Source organism: Methylosinus sporium, assembly GCF_003113265.1.
GTDB lineage: Bacteria > Pseudomonadota > Alphaproteobacteria > Rhizobiales > Beijerinckiaceae > Methylosinus > Methylosinus sporium.
In genome coordinates this window covers 18,938-38,074 of record NZ_PUIV01000036.1, presented here as the reverse complement: position 1 = coordinate 38,074, position 19,137 = coordinate 18,938, and the positions used below count along the sequence as shown (strand labels likewise).

At 65.4% G+C, this 19,137-nt stretch carries 20 protein-coding genes, 1 tRNA gene and 1 riboswitch; of the genes, 6 read left to right on the top strand and 15 right to left on the bottom strand.

The genetic code is table 11. From position 1 onward, the window contains the following. Positions 1 to 249: 249 nt before the first annotated feature. From C5689_RS16420 to thiC, 3 genes are all read right to left on the bottom strand, one after another. Complete coding sequence (locus C5689_RS16420; protein ID WP_108918333.1) at positions 250 to 492, bottom strand: hypothetical protein; 243 nt, start codon at positions 490 to 492, stop codon at positions 250 to 252. A 212-nt stretch (positions 493 to 704) separates the two neighbouring features. Continuing rightward, a complete protein-coding gene (locus C5689_RS16415) occupies positions 705 to 1,667 on the bottom strand; it encodes an SEL1-like repeat protein (protein WP_108918332.1) in 963 nt (320 codons plus the stop codon). Positions 1,668 to 1,722: 55 nt separating this feature from the next. Continuing rightward, positions 1,723 to 3,555 carry a phosphomethylpyrimidine synthase ThiC gene (gene thiC, locus C5689_RS16410; RefSeq protein WP_108918331.1) on the bottom strand — a complete coding sequence of 611 codons (1,833 nt, stop codon included), beginning with the start codon at positions 3,553 to 3,555 and terminating at the stop codon, positions 1,723 to 1,725. 71 nt (positions 3,556 to 3,626) lie between these two features. After that, a riboswitch (TPP riboswitch) is annotated at positions 3,627 to 3,728 on the bottom strand. A 228-nt stretch (positions 3,729 to 3,956) separates the two neighbouring features. Between thiC and C5689_RS16405 the strand changes: the two genes are divergently transcribed. Then, positions 3,957 to 5,282 carry an OmpP1/FadL family transporter gene (locus C5689_RS16405; RefSeq protein ID WP_108918330.1) on the top strand — a complete coding sequence of 442 codons (1,326 nt, stop codon included), beginning with the start codon at positions 3,957 to 3,959 and terminating at the stop codon, positions 5,280 to 5,282. Positions 5,283 to 5,336: 54 nt separating this feature from the next. Here C5689_RS16405 and C5689_RS16400 read toward each other — a convergent pair whose 3' ends face one another. The 6 genes from C5689_RS16400 to C5689_RS16375 form a co-directional block, all read right to left on the bottom strand. Next, positions 5,337 to 6,428 carry an Mrp/NBP35 family ATP-binding protein gene (locus C5689_RS16400; RefSeq protein ID WP_108918329.1) on the bottom strand — a complete coding sequence of 364 codons (1,092 nt, stop codon included), beginning with the start codon at positions 6,426 to 6,428 and terminating at the stop codon, positions 5,337 to 5,339. Positions 6,429 to 6,554: 126 nt separating this feature from the next. Further along, complete coding sequence (locus C5689_RS16395; protein ID WP_108918328.1) at positions 6,555 to 6,866, bottom strand: hypothetical protein; 312 nt, start codon at positions 6,864 to 6,866, stop codon at positions 6,555 to 6,557. Positions 6,867 to 6,964: 98 nt separating this feature from the next. Continuing rightward, a complete protein-coding gene (locus C5689_RS16390; RefSeq protein ID WP_108918327.1) occupies positions 6,965 to 7,177 on the bottom strand; it encodes a hypothetical protein in 213 nt (70 codons plus the stop codon). Further along, positions 7,174 to 8,142 (bottom strand): hypothetical protein, encoded by a 969-nt coding sequence (locus C5689_RS16385; RefSeq protein ID WP_108918326.1) that lies wholly within the window; start codon positions 8,140 to 8,142, stop codon positions 7,174 to 7,176. Before C5689_RS16385 ends, C5689_RS16390 begins: the two co-directional genes overlap by 4 nt. A 236-nt stretch (positions 8,143 to 8,378) precedes the next feature. After that, positions 8,379 to 8,456: transfer RNA gene (locus C5689_RS16380), tRNA-Pro, on the bottom strand. Between the two features lie 77 nt (positions 8,457 to 8,533). After that, complete coding sequence (locus tag C5689_RS16375; RefSeq protein WP_108918325.1) at positions 8,534 to 9,148, bottom strand: MerR family transcriptional regulator; 615 nt, start codon at positions 9,146 to 9,148, stop codon at positions 8,534 to 8,536. A gap of 188 nt (positions 9,149 to 9,336) precedes the next feature. Between C5689_RS16375 and C5689_RS16370 the strand changes: the two genes are divergently transcribed. Then, positions 9,337 to 10,437 carry a COX15/CtaA family protein gene (locus C5689_RS16370; RefSeq protein ID WP_108918335.1) on the top strand — a complete coding sequence of 367 codons (1,101 nt, stop codon included), beginning with the start codon at positions 9,337 to 9,339 and terminating at the stop codon, positions 10,435 to 10,437. A 52-nt stretch (positions 10,438 to 10,489) separates the two neighbouring features. On the opposite strand, the gene argC is transcribed toward C5689_RS16370, so the two are convergent. From argC to C5689_RS16350, 4 genes are all read right to left on the bottom strand, one after another. Next, positions 10,490 to 11,404 (bottom strand): N-acetyl-gamma-glutamyl-phosphate reductase, encoded by a 915-nt coding sequence (gene argC, locus C5689_RS16365; RefSeq protein ID WP_108918324.1) that lies wholly within the window; start codon positions 11,402 to 11,404, stop codon positions 10,490 to 10,492. Positions 11,405 to 11,488: 84 nt separating this feature from the next. Then, the gene (gene rpsI / locus C5689_RS16360) at positions 11,489 to 11,971 is read right to left on the bottom strand and encodes a 30S ribosomal protein S9 (RefSeq protein ID WP_108918323.1); all 483 of its coding nucleotides are present in this window, start codon (positions 11,969 to 11,971) and stop codon (positions 11,489 to 11,491) included. Between the two features lie 3 nt (positions 11,972 to 11,974). Further along, positions 11,975 to 12,454 carry a 50S ribosomal protein L13 gene (rplM, locus tag C5689_RS16355; protein WP_108918322.1) on the bottom strand — a complete coding sequence of 160 codons (480 nt, stop codon included), beginning with the start codon at positions 12,452 to 12,454 and terminating at the stop codon, positions 11,975 to 11,977. Positions 12,455 to 12,624: 170 nt separating this feature from the next. After that, on the bottom strand, positions 12,625 to 13,839 hold the full coding sequence (locus tag C5689_RS16350; protein WP_108918321.1) for a cupin domain-containing protein: 1,215 nt from the start codon (positions 13,837 to 13,839) through the stop codon (positions 12,625 to 12,627). Positions 13,840 to 14,082: 243 nt separating this feature from the next. On the opposite strand from C5689_RS16350, the gene C5689_RS16345 reads away from it, so the two are divergent. Further along, a complete protein-coding gene (locus C5689_RS16345; protein ID WP_244594757.1) occupies positions 14,083 to 14,682 on the top strand; it encodes a transglutaminase-like cysteine peptidase in 600 nt (199 codons plus the stop codon). A 3-nt stretch (positions 14,683 to 14,685) separates the two neighbouring features. On the opposite strand, the gene C5689_RS16340 is transcribed toward C5689_RS16345, so the two are convergent. Continuing rightward, entirely contained in the window at positions 14,686 to 15,270 is a 585-nt protein-coding gene (locus C5689_RS16340) for a Uma2 family endonuclease (RefSeq protein ID WP_108918319.1), read from the bottom strand. Between the two features lie 62 nt (positions 15,271 to 15,332). Between C5689_RS16340 and C5689_RS16335 the strand changes: the two genes are divergently transcribed. Both C5689_RS16335 and ruvB read left to right on the top strand, forming a co-directional pair. Further along, the gene (locus tag C5689_RS16335; RefSeq protein ID WP_108918318.1) at positions 15,333 to 16,130 is read left to right on the top strand and encodes a glucose 1-dehydrogenase; all 798 of its coding nucleotides are present in this window, start codon (positions 15,333 to 15,335) and stop codon (positions 16,128 to 16,130) included. A gap of 67 nt (positions 16,131 to 16,197) precedes the next feature. Beyond that, positions 16,198 to 17,241 carry a Holliday junction branch migration DNA helicase RuvB gene (gene ruvB, locus C5689_RS16330; protein WP_108918317.1) on the top strand — a complete coding sequence of 348 codons (1,044 nt, stop codon included), beginning with the start codon at positions 16,198 to 16,200 and terminating at the stop codon, positions 17,239 to 17,241. A 7-nt stretch (positions 17,242 to 17,248) separates the two neighbouring features. Here ruvB and C5689_RS16325 read toward each other — a convergent pair whose 3' ends face one another. Further along, complete coding sequence (locus C5689_RS16325) at positions 17,249 to 17,929, bottom strand: hypothetical protein (RefSeq protein WP_167398737.1); 681 nt, start codon at positions 17,927 to 17,929, stop codon at positions 17,249 to 17,251. A 231-nt stretch (positions 17,930 to 18,160) separates the two neighbouring features. Between C5689_RS16325 and C5689_RS16320 the strand changes: the two genes are divergently transcribed. After that, a complete protein-coding gene (locus C5689_RS16320) occupies positions 18,161 to 19,105 on the top strand; it encodes a trypsin-like serine protease (RefSeq protein ID WP_108918315.1) in 945 nt (314 codons plus the stop codon). Positions 19,106 to 19,137: the final 32 nt, after the last annotated feature.

Here is a 19,137-nt window from a genome sequence, read left to right as displayed (position 1 = left end):
GTCCATCTGGACATCGCATCGATCGGCCGTCCATCGCGACATCGGCTGTGATGCAGCGATTTATGAGATGCTCGAACATCGACGCGCGACGGCCGATCGATGCGATGTCCAGATGGACTCTAAAATCCGCTCGACAGGGTCCGAGACGATGGACGCCGTCCTGGGCGCGCGAAATATCGCGCGCCCGGCGGCGTCACGATCGCGGCAGCGGGAGACGCTCCCGCCGAATTCGCGTCGATTCGATAAGGATTATTCCTTCACCGAAGCCGGCTCGCAGCCGCACTTCGTGTAGCAGGCGTCCTTGTCGGACTTCGCCTTCTCGATGGAAGCGGGGGTCGACGAGAAGCGATTCTTGATGGAGACATATTCGAAGAAGCACTTGTCGACGCAGACGCCCTTCGCATCTTCATCCTTGATGTCGCAACCGGCGAAAACCGGACCGACCATGCCGAGCGACAGAGCAGCGGCCGTCACAATGGCGCGAATGTTCATTTGCCGTTTCCCTCTTTTGGACGCAGGGAGCATTTGTCCCTTATTTTGTTACAGGGCGCATCGTCCCGCGGGCAAATAGGCTGTTTTCGCTGCGCCTGTCAATGTAATTGACAGTTCTTTGGCGCCGATGTGAACAGAGCGAGACGCGCGCGGCAGGCCGCTATTTTTGCAATGCAGCATGAGACTTTGGGCACCTCGGATTTGTCGCCTCTCTATCGCGGCGGAGAGGCGCTCGATCCACGAAGATATTCCTTCGCCGGTTCATGACCGCGCTTCGCCGCCTCTTCGATCCAGGTGAGCGCGAGCCTCTCGTCGCGCGCGACGCCATCCCCGTTTCGATAAGCGACGCCGAGATTGAACTGCGCCTGGGCGAAGCCTTGCTCGGCCGCCCGGCGGAACCAGTCGACGGCGCCGAGCGCGTCTTTTCGCCCCATCGTTCCGCTGAAAAGGCAATTGCCGTAATTATATTGCGCGGCGTCCAGGCCTTGCTTCGCCGCTTTCTCGAAAATCGCGCAGGCCGCTCGGGAATCTCGCGCGCCTCCATCGCCGGCCGCCATCATCACGCCGAGCGCGTTCAGCGCGTGCGCATCGTCGCGCGAGGCGGCTTCGCCCAGCCATTTCCGCGCTTTCACGCCATCGCGCGCGACGCCGTCGCCCTCATAGTAACGTCTGCCCAAATCTCTTTGCGCGCCCAAATGTCCGCGCTCTGCGGCCTCTATGAGCCAATTGATCGGATCACGACGATCACAGGCGACGCCGCGTCCTCGCGCGCACATTTGCGCCAGATTGTATCGCGCATCGACGCTTCCTCTTGCCCAGGCGAGAAAGAACCATTCGGCGGCGGCCTCGTCGTTCGGATCGACTCCGTTCCCCTGCAGATAGAGAACGCCAATATTATAGGCCGCGACCGCATCCCCCTGATCGGACGCTCGCCGAAACCATCTCATCGCCTCGGAGAAATTCTGCCGAGGCCCGCTCTCGAGATGAAGGGCGCCGAGTCGAAACTGCGCGTCGACGTCGCCGCCCTCTGCGGCCCGCTCCAAAGCGGCCAGCGACGCCGCGTCGTCTCGCGCGGCTTCCGCCGCCAACGCCGCTGCGGCGGCGTCCCCCATGCCGACGTCCGCGCCGGCAGGCGCCGAGAAGATCACGAGGAAAAGAATGACAACAAATCGCATGTCGAAACGCCGCCAGCCGCCGCGAACGTAGAATCGAACGAAGCGCGCGACAAGCTCATTCCGCCACGTAGATTTTTGCGCCTTTCTCGAGAAACTCCGCGCTCTTCTCGGCAAAGCCCTTGTCGCGCTCGGCGATGGCGGCTGCCTCCTCGCGCAGGTCGCGCGTGATCTGCATGGAGCAGAATTTCGGCCCGCACATGGAGCAGAAATGCGCGACCTTATGCGCCTCCTTGGGCAGGGTCTCGTCGTGATAGCGGCGCGCCGTATCGGGATCGAGCCCGATGTCGAACTGATCCTCCCAGCGGAAATCGAAACGCGCCCGGCTCATGGCGTCGTCGCGTTCCTGCGCCGCAGGATGGCCCTTGGCGAGATCGGCCGCATGAGCCGCGATGCGATAAGTGATGACGCCGGTCTTCACATCCTCGCGATCCGGCAGGCCGAGATGCTCCTTGGGCGTCACATAGCAGAGCATAGCCGTGCCGAACCAGCCGATCATCGCGGCGCCGATGGCGGAAGTGATGTGATCATAGCCGGGCGCTATGTCGGTGACGAGCGGCCCGAGCGTGTAGAACGGCGCCTCGCCGCAATCGCGCAACTGCTTTTCCATATTCACTTTGATCTTGTGCATCGGCACATGGCCGGGGCCTTCGATCATCACCTGGCAGCCCTTGTCCCAGGCGATTTTCGTCAACTCGCCGAGAGTCTCCAGCTCGGCGAATTGCGCGGCGTCATTGGCGTCGGCGATGCAGCCGGGGCGCAATCCGTCGCCGAGCGAGAAGGAGACGTCATAGCGGCGCATGATGTCGCAGATCTCGTCGAAGCGCTCATAGAGGAAGCTCTCCGAATGTCGCGAGAGGCACCAGCGCGCCATGATCGAGCCGCCGCGCGAGACGATGCCGGTCACGCGATCCGCGGTGAGCGGCACATGGGCGAGGCGCACGCCGGCGTGAATGGTGAAGTAATCGACGCCCTGCTCCGCCTGCTCGATCAGCGTGTCCTTGAACACTTCCCAATCGAGCTTGGTGGCGTCGCCGCCGACCTTCTCCAGCGCCTGATAGATCGGCACTGTGCCGATCGGCACGGGCGAATTGCGGATGATCCAGTCGCGGATATTATGAATATTGCGGCCGGTGGAGAGGTCCATCACCGTATCGGCGCCCCAGCGGATCGCCCACACCATCTTCTCCACCTCCTCGGCGACCGAGGAGGTGATGGCCGAATTGCCGATATTGGCGTTGACCTTCACCAGGAAATTGCGGCCGATGATCATCGGCTCGGCTTCCGGATGATTGATGTTGGCAGGGATGATGGCGCGCCCGCGGGCGATCTCCTCGCGCACGAACTCCGGCGTCACGAAAGCCGGAAGCGCGGCGCCGAAGCCCTCCCCCGCCTCGATCCGCTCCCCCGCCTGCGCGAAGGCGCGCTCGCGGCAGAGATTCTCGCGATGCGCGACATAGATCATCTCCTCGGTGACGATTCCGGCGCGCGCGAATTCGAGCTGCGTCACCGGCGCCGAGCCGGCCGCGCGGCGGATGGCGCGCGGCGCGGGACAGGGCGGAACCAGCCGATCCTCGCCGACGAAGCCATTGTCCTCCGGCTTCACCGCGCGGCCGTCATAGCTCTCCAGGCCGGTGCGGCTCTCGAGCCAGCGGCGCGCCGCCGGCAGGCCGGCCGAAAGATCGGGCGTGAAACCGGCGCAGCTATAGGGGCCGGAAGGATCGTAGACGCGCAAAGGCGCGGCGCCGGCGGATGGATGAAGGGCGATCTCGCGCACGGGGACGCGAATATCCTCGCGGCCGCGCGGGGCGGAATAGAGCTTGCGCGAGGCGCCGATCGGTCCGGTGGTCACGCTCTCAGGGGTCGTGGGGCGTTTGTCCTGCACGTTCATCGTCGCGCTCCCTGCTTGGACGGATGGGCGGCGGGCGACGAAGTCGGGCGCGCCGCTCCGAAAAATCGGATGACGCGTCCTGCTGGCCTTCCCTCGCGCCGGCATTACCCGGATCAGGTTCGATGGGTGCTTCTCAGCCTCTCCTCAGCGGAGCGGCGCCCCTCGCCATCGGCCAATTTTATCCGCGGCCTCGTATCGCGGCAAGCCCGCAGGCCGCGGCTGTGGCAAAAACGTGACAGGCCCCGAAATATTCACGGGCGTCCGGGCGATAGCGCTGTCGCGAGCCCCTCGCTCTGATAGGGTCGAAAACAATAGTGAGTCGTGGGATACGAACGCCGCCGGGGTTGCCGAGTGCTGCTAAATGGCGTGTGAACGGCGACCGATCTGGGGCGGGGCGATAAATGAGCGGATATTCCTGGCGTAATCTCGTCTCGACGGCGGCTCTCACAGCCTCGCTCGCGACTCCGGCGCTCGCCGCGGACGGCTATTTTCTGATCGGCTATGGTCCGCGCCAAAAGGCGCTGGGCGGCGCCGGCGTCGCCGATTCGCGCGAGTCCATGGCGCTTTCCGTCAATCCGGCCGGCATCGTCGATCTCGAGCGCCAGATGCATCTCGGCATAAGCGCCCTCATGCCGGAGCGGGGCTATTCGACCGAAGGCCTGCCCAAAGTGGTGGCGCCCGGCGACATTCGCAGCGGACGGCCGATCTTCCCTGTGCCCAACAGCGCCTATGTCTCGCCGATCGACGCCAATTCGTCCTGGGGCACGGCGTCCTACGGCAATGGCGGCATCGCCACTTCTTTCGATTTCGGCCATTTTCACTCGCCGCTCGGCGGCCCTTTCGGCGGCGGCTACGCCGGCGTCAATCTGGAGCAGTCCTTCACCAGCTTCGCCTATGCGCAGAAGTTCGGCTCGCTGGCGATCGGCATAGCGCCGACGCTCGCGGTGCAGATGATCAATCTCCAGGGCCTCAAATCCTTCTCGCCCTATTCGAGCGACATGTATCGCCTGTCCGACAATGGCTACGACTGGTCGTTCGGCGGCGGCGTCCGCTTCGGTATGCAATGGCGCGTGACCGATCAGTTTCGTATCGGCGCGGCCGCCTCGACGCCGATGTTCATGACGCGCTTCGCCAAATATGCGGGGCTTTTCGCCGATGGCGGCCGCTTCGACATTCCGGCGTCGATCGTCGCCGGCGTCGCCTATGACGTGACCCCCGACCTCACCGTAATGGCCGATTGGCGCCATATCTTCTATTCGGGCGTCTCCTCGGTGAGCAATCCGAGCTTCCCGGTTCTCTATCGGACCCTCGGCTCTTCGAATGGCCCCGGCTTCGGCTGGAAGGACACGGATTCGGCGTCCTTCGGCGTCGAATGGCGCGTCCAGCCCGGCCTCGCCCTGCGCCTCGGCTATCATTATGCGACCAATCCGATCCCGACGGACAGCGTGACCCTCAACCTGCTCGCGCCGATCATCAATGCGCATCATGCGAGCGCCGGCCTGAGCTACGCCATCACAAAGAATTCGACGATCGATCTCGCCTTCGTCTATGGCTTCAAGAACAGCGTCCGCGGGCGCGAGGCTCTGCCGCAGACGCCATCGACGCCGTTCGGCGCCTATAATCAGGCCGCCAATGTCAATCTCTGGCTCCGCGGAACCGAAGTCTCCATCGGCTGGAACTACAAGTTCGACCTCGGCGACGATTCCTTCATCCCGACCCATCTCTGACAGGGGGCTCGCGAGGCTCCGCCGCCTCAGCGGACGGAGCCTCTGTTCGGGCGATCAGCCGACGACGATTTTCGGCGGCGCGCGACGCGACTGCGTCTCCAGCAAATTCTTCACCTTGGCGGCGAGTTCCTTGTAGATCGCCGCATGGGGCCCGTCCGGCGCGGAGGCCACGACCGGCGTGCCGGCGTCCGAGGTCTGCCGGATGGCGAGATCGAGCGGCACCTCGCCGAGGAAAGGCACGCCCAGCGCCTCGGCGTCCTGCCGCGCTCCGCCATGCGAGAAGATGTCGGTGCGGCCGCCGCAATGCGGGCAGAGGAAATAGCTCATATTCTCGATGATGCCGAGAATGGGCGTCGAGACCTTCTGGAACATGGCCACGCCGCGGCGCGCGTCGATCAGCGCCAGATCCTGCGGCGTCGAGACCACGACCGCGCCGGCGAGCGGCACTTGCTGCGCCATGGTCAGCTGCGCGTCGCCGGTGCCGGGCGGCATGTCGACGACGAGCGCGTCCAGCTCGCCCCAGGCGACCTCGCCGAGCATCTGGCCGAGCGCCTGCGCCACCATCGGCCCGCGCCAGACCATGGGCACGTCCTCCTCGACGAGAAAGCCTATGGACATGATCTTGAGCCCATAGGCCTCGAGCGGAATCATCTTGTTGCCGACGACTTCCGGCTGGCCCTTGAGGCCGAACAGCCGCGGCGCCGAGGGGCCGTAGATATCGGCGTCCAGAAGGCCGACGCGCCAGCCCTGCGCCGCGAGGCCGAGCGCCAGATTGGCGGAGGTTGTCGATTTTCCGACGCCGCCTTTGCCCGAGGAAACGGCCACGATATATTTGATCTTCTCGATCGCGGCGATCGTCTTGCGCTGCGGCGCCTGACCCGGAGGCGGAGCGGCGGGCGCCGGCGCCCGCTCGGCGGTCAGCGTCACGATCGCCGACTCTATCCCCGGCACGGTCTTCACGGCGCCCTCGACGGCGACGCGCAGAACCTCGAGCTCCTTGGCCCGCGCCGGATCGCCGGTGAGCGAGACGAAGGCCTTGGCCCCCGACACATTGACTCCGCTGACGAGGCCGGCCGCGACAATCGATTTGCCGTCTGGACCGGCGACGCTCTCCAGCGCTTTCAAGACTGATGCTTCATCGGCCACTGTCTTCGCCCTTTCGCACGAACCCGCATCCGACGCCCTCGCGAGGAGGGCGTCTTTTGGAAGCGTTCTACGCAATCGGTATGCCGATATTCGGCCGATGCGTCTACGGGTCCGCGCGAAGCGGCGTCACGCCCGCTGCTTCTGAACGAGAGCGTTGCGGATGAGGCCGACGATGGCGGTGACGATCGCACCCGACACGCCGCCGCCGACGAGCTGTCCGGCGAAGACGGCGATATCGAAGCCGCCATTGCCCGCCGCGCCGGCCAGCGCCGGAACGAGTGAGGTGAGTATGGAGCCGCCGCCCGCGCCGCCGAGCGCGCCGACAATGGCGTTGGCGATGGGGCCGAGATCGAAATTCTTATTGGCCTTGGCGACGCCTGAGCCGCCGGCCGCGCCGGCGAAGAGCTGGATAATGAGATTGATGAGCGTCTCCGACATGGGCTGCGCCTTTCGTCCACGGTTAACGACCGTAACGAACTCGCGCGCGGCGGGAGATAATCAACCCTGGCGCAGCCGCCGAGCCGCCCAGCGCCTTTTCAGCCCGCCTTCTTTTTCTGTCCGCCTGTGCTCAATCGCTGGAAAATCCCGGGCATCATGAAGTCGGCGCGGTCACGAATGAGCTTGCTCGCCTCGCTGGCGTCCTGCGCGCTCGCCCGGCCGGCCGAAAGCCGATGCATCCTGCTCCCGATTTCCCGGTCGAGTGTTTCCAGGTCCGGCTTTGGCCAATTCTGAGCCAATGGTTTCTTCATGACTCGATCGCCTCTGTTCGCTCGCATTGAAGATCGGCAATTTTCGCGACCATGGCAAGGGCGTTCGCGAGAATCCGCAACGGCTCGACCGGATCGCTCGCCCGCTCGTCCTCACCTCGCCGAATCCAGAACCGGCCGGGCACATCGCTGGTCGCGACGACGACCCCGATGATTTCATCCGCGCTCGCCCCGATGGGAATGGAAGCGATCGAGCGATATCTCGCGAGGTCTTCCTCGCGCCGATTCGGGTCCGGACCGTCGAACAAGGCCCTCGCCTCCGGCCCCGACGTATCGCCGGCGACGATTTCTCGACGCGTCTGAAAAGCTATTCCGACATGCCCCTCACCCGGCTTCCAGGATCGATGCGGGGCCATCTCCTCGACGCGCATCGGCCTGCGGCAGACGACGCATTGCAGAAGCTCTCTTTGAAAAGAATAGATATAGATCGCGAAGTTCCAACGATCGGCGTTCATTCCGAAGAGGATGTCCTTTTCGGATACGACGATGTCCAGCATCATGCCGAATCGTCGGCGCTGCTCGTCTTCGTCTCCGGCGCCGGCGACGAGGACGCCTTCCACGACCTCACGCAGCGCGGCGGCCGTCGAATAGAGTCGCGTAAACCACTCGAAATCGACACCGAGATCGGCGATCTGCCGATCTCTCTCATCGACGAGATCGGCGAGCGCGTCGGCGCGCTCTATCGCATCGGCCGCGCCTTCGTCGACGATTTCCAGCACGCCGCCGCCGACGAGAACCAAAACGCCGCCGAATATCTGAAAACTATACAAGAGCCATTTGTGGTCGGCTTCGACGAGATTGGCCGAGGCCCCCATTATGGCCGCGATGAAGCCGCCGCCGATCACGAGACCGATCTTTATGCCTTTGCGCCACTTCGAAAATCTCGTGAGGCTGCCGATGGTCCGCTCTTTGAGCCATTTTCGGTGATCCGCAATATTCGACGTCATAAAACGGCTTTCGAGAATATGACTGCTCGCCCAACGCGCGGAAGAGTAGCGTGAGCGAAGCCGAATGCAAGCATCCGCCGCTGTTCGACGCCCGAGCGAAGGCGCTTCGATACAGATTCCAGCGTCGCGCGGGAGCGAGTGGCCGGCCATCCGCCGACGCGTTCCTCGGCGAGCGACGACCCGAAGCGTCGCAGCTCTGAAACGAGCGGTAGCAACATCGAAATCTTATAGTTAAATGGTCGGAGTGGCGGGATTCGAACCCACGACCCCTTGTCCCCCAGACAAGTGCGCTAACCGGGCTGCGCTACACTCCGATGGCCGCCCTTATAGAGGCCGGCGAAGCCGCTGGCAACGCATGACCGCGCAGAAGAGGCGAGGAATTCACCGCCATTCACCGCCGCGTCAGCTCCAACATGCGGCGGCATTCGGCGAGATCGGCCAGAGCCTGCCGCAATAGCCGCTCGTCCTGCGGCCGCAAGCCGCCGACCGGCATTTCCGCGATGCGAACGGCCGGCAGCGTCAGCACGGGCGACGGCTCGCGCGGCGCGAGCGCGACCAGAGAGGTCGACGCTCCCCGCGCTTCCGCCGCACCGTGAATTTCCCGCTCGTGAATTTCCGGATCATGGATTTCGGGCGTCGGCTCCGACCGCGCCGAGGATTCGGCGAAAGCGAAGAGCGACGGATCCGGACGCTCCTCGAAATCGGGCTCGCGCTCGGCGCGCCCGGCGCCGGAGCCGCGGGCGCTCTCGATCACGGCGCGCACGCCCTGCTCGCGCAGCAGGCGCTGCACGCCTTTGATCGTATAGCCGCGGCCATAGAGCAGATGGCGGATCGCGGCGACCAGCTCGACGTCGCGCGGCCGGTAATAGCGCCGCCCGCCGGCGCGCTTGACCGGCTCGATCTCGGAAAAGCGCGTCTCCCAAAAGCGCAGCACATGGGGCGGAAGGTCGAGGCTCTCTGCGACCTCGCCGATCGTGCGAAAGGCGCCGTCGGTCTTGCCGGTCAAAATCTCCGCTCCCTGCCCGCGCGACGATTCGCGCGCTTCTATTTTCCTCTCTGGCGTGGCGTTTTTCAGCCGGAAATTTTCGCCGGCCGTCGTTTGGGCGCCGCAGGCCCGTGGACAAGGGCGCGCGGCTCCCCTTAATTGGCGCGCCAGAGCCGCTCGCCTCGAGCCGCGCCCATGGAGCCTCGCCCATGACCGACTGGATCCAATTTCCCGCTCCTACGCCCGCCATCGTCGCGCCGCCGAGCGAGGAGAGCGCGACCGACGTCCGCCTATGGCTGCTGATCATCGCAGCGCTGGTCTTCGCCATGGTGGTGGTGGGCGGCGCGACGCGGCTCACCGAATCGGGCCTCTCCATCACGCAATGGAAGCCGATAACGGGCGTTCTTCCTCCGCTCTCGGAGGCACAATGGTCAGCCGCCTTCGAGGATTACAAGCAGATCCCGCAGTATCGCGAGATGTTCCCGAACATGGACCTCGCGCAATTCAAGACGATCTTCGCCTGGGAGTGGAGCCATCGTCTGCTCGGCCGCATCATCGGCTTCGCTTTCGCCGTTCCGCTGGCCTGGTTCTGGCTGCGCGGACGCCTGCCGAAAAGCGTGAAGCCGAAGCTCATCGGCATTTTGGCGCTCGGCGCGCTGCAGGGCGGCGTCGGCTGGTGGATGGTGTCCTCCGGCCTCGTCGATCGCGTCGAGGTGGCGCAGGAGCGCCTCGCCATTCATCTGCTGCTCGCCGCCTTCATCTTCTCCGCCTGTCTGTGGGTGGCGGGCGGGCTCGGCTATGGGACGCGCATCATCGTCGCGAGCGGGCGTCGGCGGCTCTCATTTTTCGCGACTCTGCTGCTCATTCTCGTGTTTTTGCAGATCGGCGCGGGCGCGCTGGTCGCGGGGCTGCGCGCCGGCTACGCCTATAACACTTGGCCGCTGATGGACGATCATTTCATTCCGCCGTCGGAAGAGCTGCTGCGGCTCTCGCCCTGGTGGAGCAATCTCGTCGACAATGTCGCGCTGGTGCAATTCGATCATCGCATGATCGCTTATGTCATTCTCGCGCTGTCGCTGTTTCACTTCATCGACGCCTCCGCCGCGGCGGGCGGACGCGCCGCGCGCGGCGCCGGGCTCTTGTTCGGCCATGTGAGCGCGCAAGTCGCGCTCGGCGTTGCGACGCTTCTGCTCGTCGTGCCGCTCTGGGCCGGCCTAGCGCATCAAGCGCTGGCGATGGGCGTGCTGGCAGTGGCGACGGTTCATGCGCGTCGCCTGCACACGGCCGAGGCCCCGGCAGACGACGACTGACGTCGAACATTCAAACCGCGCCTATCGCCCGGCGCGGTCGAATGAGGTCAGCTCACGCCTCCGACAGCATCAGCGCCAGATTCTGCACGGCGGCGCCGGACGCGCCTTTGCCCAGATTGTCGAGCCGCGCGACGAGCAGCGCATGGCGGCTCTCCTCGCGGGCGAAGACGAAGATTTCGAGATCATCGGTTCCGTTCAATGCGAGCGGATCGAGACGGCCGGACTTGGGCGCGGGCACGACTCTCACATAGGTCGCGCCCGCATAGTGCCTCGCCAGCGCCGCCTCGAGATCGACCGCACGGGGCCGCGCGGCGAGCGCGTCGAGCCGGAGCGGAATGGAGACCAGCATTCCCTGCCGGAAATTGCCCACGGACGGCACGAACAGCGGCGGCGCGGCGAGCCGCGAATAGACGGCGATCTCCGGCAAATGCTTATGCTCGAGCGTGAGGCCGTACAGCTCGAAGGCCGGCGCCTCGCCCTTCTCATAGGCCTCGATCATCTGCTTGCCGCCGCCGGAATAACCGGAGACGGCGTTGATCGTCAGCGCATCCTGCGCGGCGATCAGCCCCGCGTCGACGAGCGGGCGCAGCAGCGCGATCGCGCCCGTGGCGTAGCAGCCGGGATTGGCGACGCGCCGCGCCTTGCGGATCGCCTCCGCCTGGCCGCGCGCGAGCTCGGGAAAACCATAGGTCCAGCCGGGCGCGACTCGATGCGCAGTGGAGGCGTCGAGAATGCGCGGGCCGGCCTCGCCCAATTCATCGGCGAGCGCCACCGTCTCCTTGGCCGCGGCGTCCGGCAGGCAGAGAATGGCGACATCGACGCGCGCGAGAATGTCACGCTTGGCGGAGACCTCCTTGCGCAGCTCCGGCGCGATGGAGACGAGCTCCAGATTCTTCGCATCCGCGAGCTTCTCGCGGATCTCGAGGCCCGTGGTGCCGCTGTCGCCGTCGATGAAGATTTTCGCCATTGGTCTTGGTTCCGATTCCCGTGAGACAAATAAAAAGGGCGGCTCGCGCCGCCCTTTGTCGTCGTATCGCCGATCGAGAGATAATCAGCGCTTCGAGAACTGGAAGCTGCGGCGGGCTTTGCGCTTGCCGTATTTCTTACGCTCGACCACGCGCGAGTCGCGGGTCAAGAAGCCCTCGCGCTTCAGCGCGGTGCGGAGCTCCGGCTCATAATGCGTGAGCGCCTTTGCAAGACCATGACGCACGGCGCCGGCCTGGCCGGAAAGGCCGCCGCCCGCCACTGTGACGACGAGATCGTACTGGTCGACGCGATTGGCGACGCCGAGCGGCTGCTGCAGGATCATGCGCAGCACCGGACGCGCGAAATAGACGGCGACGTCGCGGCCGTTGACGGTGATCTTGCCCGTGCCGGGCTTGATCCACACGCGGGCGACGGCGTTCTTGCGCTTGCCGGTGGCGTAGGCGCGGCCGTATTTGTCGAGCTTCTGCTCATATTTCGGCGCGTCGGACGCAATGGCGACCGAAGCCTGATTGAGCTCGGAGAGAGAGGAAAGAGTGGTCTCGGCCATGGGTTATGCGCTCTTGCCGTTGCGGGCGTTCTTGGGATTGAGGGCGGCGACGTCCAGCGGCTCGGGCGTCTGAGCGACATGCGGATGTTCCGGCCCCTTGTAGACGCGCAGATTGCCGAGCTGCTTGCGGCCGAGCGGGCCGCGCGGCAGCATACGCTGCACGGCCTTCTCGACGACGCGCTCCGGGAAGCGGCCCTCGATGATGAACTTGGCCGAGCGCTCCTTGATGCCGCCCGGGAAGCCCGTGTGATGATGGTAGACCTTCTGGTCGCGCTTGCGGCCGGTGAGGATCACCTTGTCGGCGTTCACGACGATGATGTTGTCGCCGTCGTCGACATGGGGGGTGAAGGTCGCCTTGTGCTTGCCGCGCAGACGCAGCGCGATGAGGCTGGCGAGGCGGCCGACGACGAGGCCCTTGGCGTCGATCAGCACCCATTTCTTCTGCACTTCGGCGGGCTTCGCCGAATAGGTCTTGCCAAACATGGGAGAGCTATTTCCGTTCTTCTCGGGTCTGCACCCGTGGGATCGCTGCGTGATAAGCGACCGCGCCGCCCCTGTCAAACGGAATCGGGCGCCCGAGAGCGCCCGAAAAGCCAGCATTTCCCGGTGATAGACCGCATAGGTATTATGATACCTGCGATCTCGCGGCGACCTCACGGCATGACGATGGGCTTGCCGCGCGGGAATTTGGCGATGGTCGCCTCGTCTATGTTCAAATGCTGGGCGACCATGGCCGGCGGCGTATGGGTGAGCCAGTCGACCAGCGAGACGTCGCGGAAATGCGCGGCGCGGAACACCTCCAAAAACTGCAGCTCCGTGTCGCCGACATTCTGCACGTAATGCCCATGGGCGCGCTTCACATAGCCTATGTCGCCGGCGTGGAAATCCTGCGTCACCGCCTTGGGCCCGGCGTCGAACAACGTCATGCGGCCATGGCCTTTGATCCAATATTGCCATTCGTCGCCATTGGGGTGCCAATGCATCTCGCGCAGCGCGCCCGGCGCGAGCGTGACCAGCGCCGCCGCTATGGTGGACGAGACCTTGAAATTGTCGCTGTCGGCGACGCGCACCTCGCCGCCCTTGGTCTTTTTGGCGGCGGCGCTGCCTTTCAGCGAGAATGTGTAGGGATAGGGCGGCGCTCCCTCCCCTTGCGCCGAAGAGGCTTGATCGGCGGCCAGGGGACCGGGAACCTCACCTTGGAAAATATAGAGCTGGTTGAGCGGTATATTGGCGAAAGTCTCGGCCGGCAGGCCGAAATTGGCGGCGAGAATTTCCGGCGGCGTGTGGGCGATCCAATCGGTCACGAGCAAGGTGTTGTATTCGGTGGCCTTGCCATCGTCGAAGCAGAGCAGGAACTCGCAGCCGTCCGGCCCCAGCCCCTGCAATGAATGCGGCTGGCCCGCGGGGAAATACCAAATGTCCCCCTCCTTCACATCGGAGACATAGGCGCGGCCCTGATCGTCGAGCACGGTGACGCGGCAGGAGCCATAGGAGACATAGCCCCATTCGGCGGCGAGGTGCCAATGCATCTCCCTTATTCCACCCGCCGTCAGCCGCATATCGACGCCGGAAATCTCCTCGGCGATGGCGAAATCATATTGCGTGACCTGCCGCGCCCAGCCGCCGTTCTGCACGCGCTTGGGCGCATTGTTGAACGACGCCCAGAACATGGGCATGTCGCTGACGTCGGTGGGCGGCGGAAACTGCGCCGAAGGGAATTGAGCGCCGAGCGGCTCGCTGCGCGGGCCGGGATCGGTGAGGCTCGCTTTATTCCGCGCATTGATCGCGCCCTGCGGCGGAAGATCGGGATTGCCGAAAGAGGGGATGGGGCGTCCGGCGCTCGTCTCGGGTTTCTTTGCCGTGGCCATCTGGGTCTTTCTCCGCTGAAGCGAGGGAAGGCGGCTGCGCCTCTCAGATTGCGCCGGCGGGGCCAGGGTCAACGTCGCCGCGAAAAAGCGCGCGATCGATAAAATCCGAGCATTCGAATTGGCGGGCGGGCAAAAGAGCCGCGCGCATTCTCGGCTCCGATGGCGAGGCGTCCCACCTCCTCGCCGGGCGGTTCGGGGGTCGGCGTGGCAGATTTTCTCGCTCGTGTCTCTTTGCGCGTCTCTTTGGCGCTCGTCCTCTTCGGCGGCTCCGCCGCGAGAGCGGAATTCCACGGCTCCGTCGCCGGGCCCGAGATTCCGCGCGCGAGCTTCGTCGTCACCGGCGAGCCGACCTCCATTCCCTATGGCTGGATGGATTTTTGCGGCCGCCAGCCGCAGGAATGCCGCCAATCGATCCTCCCCGCCGCGGACATAGAGCTCTCGCGCGAGGCCTGGGCGCGGCTGAACGAGATCAATCGCGCGGTGAACGCCGCGATCGAGCCGCTTTCGAACCTCGAGCATTGGGGCACGATCGCCGATCATTGGGACTATCCCGTCGACGGCAAGGGCGACTGCAAAATCTATGCGCTGGAAAAGCGCCGGCTGCTGATGGAGATGGGCTTTCCGCGCCAGGCTCTGCTGATGACGATCGTGCGCGACAAGAACGACCAGGGCCACGCCATTCTGACTGCGCGCACCAGCCGCGGCGATTTCATCCTCGACAATCTCACCGACGAGGTGAAGCCCTGGGACGTGACCGTCTATCGCTTCGTCAAGCGCCAGTCGCAGGAAGACCCGAATGTGTGGGTGACGATCGAACCGCGTCGGCGCGTGGGCGCGCGTTGAGGCTCAGTCCGTGATCACATCCCGATAGATTTCCGCGAGCGGCACGCTCACGCCGATCGCCGGCAAATTCAGCTCCGCCTCGAGCCCGTCGAGAATCTGCACGCCGACCCAATCCGCGCCCGCCCGATCGAAGGTCTCTATATGCGCCCGGTCGCGCTCGACCAGCACATAATGACGCAAGCTCGGCAGCTTCTGATAGACGGCCCATTTCTCGAAACGGTCGCGCGCCTTGCTGCCCTCGGACATGACCTCGACGAGGACGGTCGGATCGTTCAGCGACGTCGCCCCCGGCTCCATCGCGCCGCGATGGACCATGACATCCGGCAGCATCGCCGAATCGATCGCCTTCTCCTTCAAGAAGAAGGTTTCCTGAAAAACCTGACAGGACGAGCCCTTCGCGCGAAGACGCTGCATCAGGCCGAACGCCAGATTTCGGGCGATGAAATGATGCTCCCATCGCGCGCCCACCATCATGCGCACGACGCGGCCGCCGATCAGCTCCCACTTTTCATTCGCAGGCTTGTCGGCGAGCAGTTCCTCGAAATCATCGAGGGACATATACTCGTATTGCGACGAGGGGCGGCTCATGGTCTCGGCTCCTGGCGGCACTCTAACATAACGCCCCATTCCGCTGAAACCGGGAACGCCGAATGACGCGGCTGAAAGAGAAAGTAACGCTCGTGACCGGCGCGGCGCGAGGCATCGGCGCGGCGATCGCCCGGGCCTTCGTCGACGAAGGCGCCTTCGTTTATCTGACCGATATCGACGACGACAACGGACGCGCGACGGCCGCCGCGCTCGGCGAAGGCGCCGCTTACGCAAGTCTCGACGTGCGGGAGGAAGCCGATTGGCGCGAGGTCGTCGCTCTCGCGCTCTCCGAGCGCGGTCGGCTGGACGTCGTCGTCAATAATGCGGGGATCACCGGCTTCGAAGCCGGCGCCGCCGCCCATGACCCGGAAAATGCGCGCCTCGAGGATTGGCGCGCCGTGCATGAGACGAATCTCGACGGCGTGTTTCTCGGCTGCAAACATGCGATCCGCGCGATGCGGCCGGCGGGGACCGGATCGATCATCAACATATCCTCGCGATCGGGCCTCGTCGGCATTGCGGGCGCCGCCGCTTACGCCTCCTCCAAGGCGGCGGTGCGCAACCATACCAAGACCGTCGCTCTATGGTGCGCCGCGCAGGGCCTCGCGATCCGCTGCAACTCGATCCATCCGGCCGCGATACTGACGCCGATGTGGGAGCCCATGCTCGGAAGCGGTCCCGATCGCGAGGCCCGCATGGCGGCCTTCGTTCGCGACACGCCCCAGCGCCGGTTCGGACGGCCGGAGGAAGTCGCGGCGCTCGCCGTGCTGCTGGCCTCGGACGAGGCGACCTATGTCACCGGAGCCGAGCTGAACATCGACGGCGGCCTGCTGGCCGGATCGGCGGCCAGCCCAGGATAGGCGTTCCGAATCCCCTGCTCGCGGTATAAAGCTCTCGCCGTCCCTGAAACGCCCGGAGCCCGATGCTTTGACCACCCCTCCCCGCCGGCTGGTGACGCCCGAAAAGCGCGACGACGATCCCGACGCCTCGCTGCGTCCGCTCTCGCTCGGCGATTTCACCGGCCAGGAGGCGGCGCGCAAGAATCTCAAAATCTTCATCGAGGCGGCCAAGACGCGCGGCGAGGCGCTCGATCATGTGCTGCTCGTCGGTCCGCCCGGCCTCGGCAAGACGACCATGGCGCAGATCGTCGCCCGCGAGCTGGGGGTCAATTTCCGCTCCACCTCCGGCCCGGTCATCGCCAAAGCCGGCGATCTCGCGGCGCAGCTCACCAATCTCGAGCCGCGCGACGTTCTCTTCATCGACGAGATTCATCGCCTCAATCCGGCGGTGGAGGAGATCCTCTATCCGGCCATGGAGGATTTCCAGCTCGATCTCATCATCGGCGAGGGCCCGGCGGCGCGCTCGGTGAAGATCGATCTCGCCAAATTCACCCTCGTCGGCGCGACGACGCGCGCTGGCCTGCTGACGACGCCGCTGCGCGATCGTTTCGGCATTCCGATCCGGCTCAATTTCTACACGGCGGAAGAATTGGAGCTGATCGTGCGGCGCGGCGCGCGCGTGCTCGGCGTCTCCATGAGCGAGGATGGCGCGCGCGAGATCGCGCGGCGCTCGCGCGGCACGCCGCGCATCGCCGGCCGCCTGCTGCGCCGCGTGCGCGATTTCGCCATTGTCGAGAATGCGGGACAGGTGACGCGCGAGCTCGCCGACCGCTCACTGGCTCTGCTCGAGGTTGACAGCATCGGGCTCGATGTGATGGACCGCCGCTATCTCGAGATGGTGGCCGTCAATTTCGGCGGCGGCCCAGTGGGGATAGAGACGATCGCCGCCGCCCTCTCCGAGCCGCGGGACGCGATCGAGGACATCATCGAGCCCTTTTTATTGCAGCAGGGCTTTCTGCAACGCACGCCGCGCGGCCGCCTGCTGACGCCGCACGCCTTCCGGCATTTGGGCCTCGCGGAGCCGTCGCGCCCGGCGGCGCAATTCGGAATGTTCGACGAAGAGGAAGAGTGAAGCGGGCTCACCGCTCCCGCACGGCCGCAGCGTCGAAATCCAGCAGCTCGTTCGTGTAAGTCTCGCGCACTTCCGAGATCGGCTTGCCATCGCCGCCATGCACGATGGCGCGATGCTCGAACAGCGCTCGAGGCGGATCGAGGTCCGCCTTCTTCAGCCGCGCACGCATGATCGCCTCGCGCGTCTCGCCCTCCCAGCCCGCGGGCAGCGGCGACCATCGCATCTCCGCCGAGAATGTGCGGCGGAAAGGACGCAGCGGCGCGATCACCTTGCCGAAAGGCGCGTCGCTCGTCTCGAGCGCGCGATTCATCTCCGGCGTCAGCCGCGACGGCACATACCAATTATCGGCTTCCGAAAGCGTATGCTCGCCGCAGCGCAGCGCCACGCGGCGATATTTCACGGGCTCCTGCGCGCCGACGGCCAAGCGCTCGCGCTGCTCGGCGCTCGGCTCGGCGACGGCGCCCGGCGCGACGCGCGCGACGATCTTCGGCTCCGCGGCCATGCGATGGTCGGCGCACCATTTCTCCAGCACCAATGTCGCGCTGCGCCCGGCGAGCAGTTCGGCGTTCAGCGTCTCGACCAGCGCCAGCGCCTCGAGACGGCCGACAAAATCATCCGGCCAGGGCGCGCGCGCCAATGCCGGCGCCGCCGACAGCAAAGCGAGCCCCGCGAAAGCCGCTCGTCTCATCCTCGCTCGCATTGCAGCGCTCCTCGGCCCGGTCTCGATGTGAATAGCGCAAGCAGCCGCCCTTGTCGCGCGCCGCAGACGGCGGCAATTTCGCGGCGGCCGTGTCGCTGCATGGCGACTCTGTGACGCTTCGAAGGTATTCCGGCGAAGTCCGTGTTTTTGCTTACTGCCAAGCTTGTGAACCGCAATGCCCTCGCATAGTCCTAGTCACGAACGAGACAAGAGGACGCGATGAAGAACGTCGAATATCGTCTTTTCGCGGCCGCCCTTTGCTTGGCGGCTGCGCCACTATCCTCCTCCACCGCGGAAGCCGGCGTCACCCAGCAGGTGAAATTCTCCGCCGCCGCGCGGCTGGAACCGACGAAAGTGCTGGTGCTCGGCTCCGAGCGCCGCGCCAACGCCGACCAATACGCCGCGCGTCAAAAGCTCGACGCCGGCGCGCTGAAGCAGTCGCACGCCGCTTCTGGACTCATCCAATGCGGTCGCGCGCATGGCGCCGGGCAGCTCACCCTCGCCAATAATGTCATCACTACTGCGGCGCATGTCTTCTACGACGAGCGCGGCGCCAAGCGCGCGCGCAGCTGCCAGTTCGTCACCGAGGTCGAGGGCAAGAAGCGCCGCATCGCGATCGACATGACGTCCATCGTCGCCGGCTCCGCCAAGCCCTATGCGGTCAAGGCGATCAACGACTGGGCGGTGGCCCGGCTCACGCAGCCGCTCGACGATGTGAAGCCCTATGGTCTCGCCGATCAGATCGCCGTGGAGCAGACGGTGGAATTCGTCTCGCGCGGCCATTCCGATTGGCGCGACGCCGAGACCATGTCCTTCGAGTCCTGCCGCCTGCGCGCGCAGACCAATCAGCTCAAGGGCGGCGCGCGCGAATTCGCCTTCGATTGCGGCACCGGCGACGGCGCATCGGGCGGCGCGGTTCTCGCGGGCGAGCGGCACGCCGATCTCGGCGCCATTCTCGTCGGCTGGCGCAGCAATGATCCGTCCCATGTCGGGCCCTATTCGACGACGAATTACAATTTCGTCGTCTCGGTGGAAGGCGTGTTCCGCCAGGCCGTGCTGGCCGCCGCCGGACAGGACGCGCCCCCCGCCACCGCGAGCGCGGCGCCCGCCGGCGACAAGGCCGCTGCGGAGCGCGATCAGCGCCGCTCCGCCGGCCGCGACTGACGGGAAGGGATTTGCGGGCCTCGAGGCTCGCG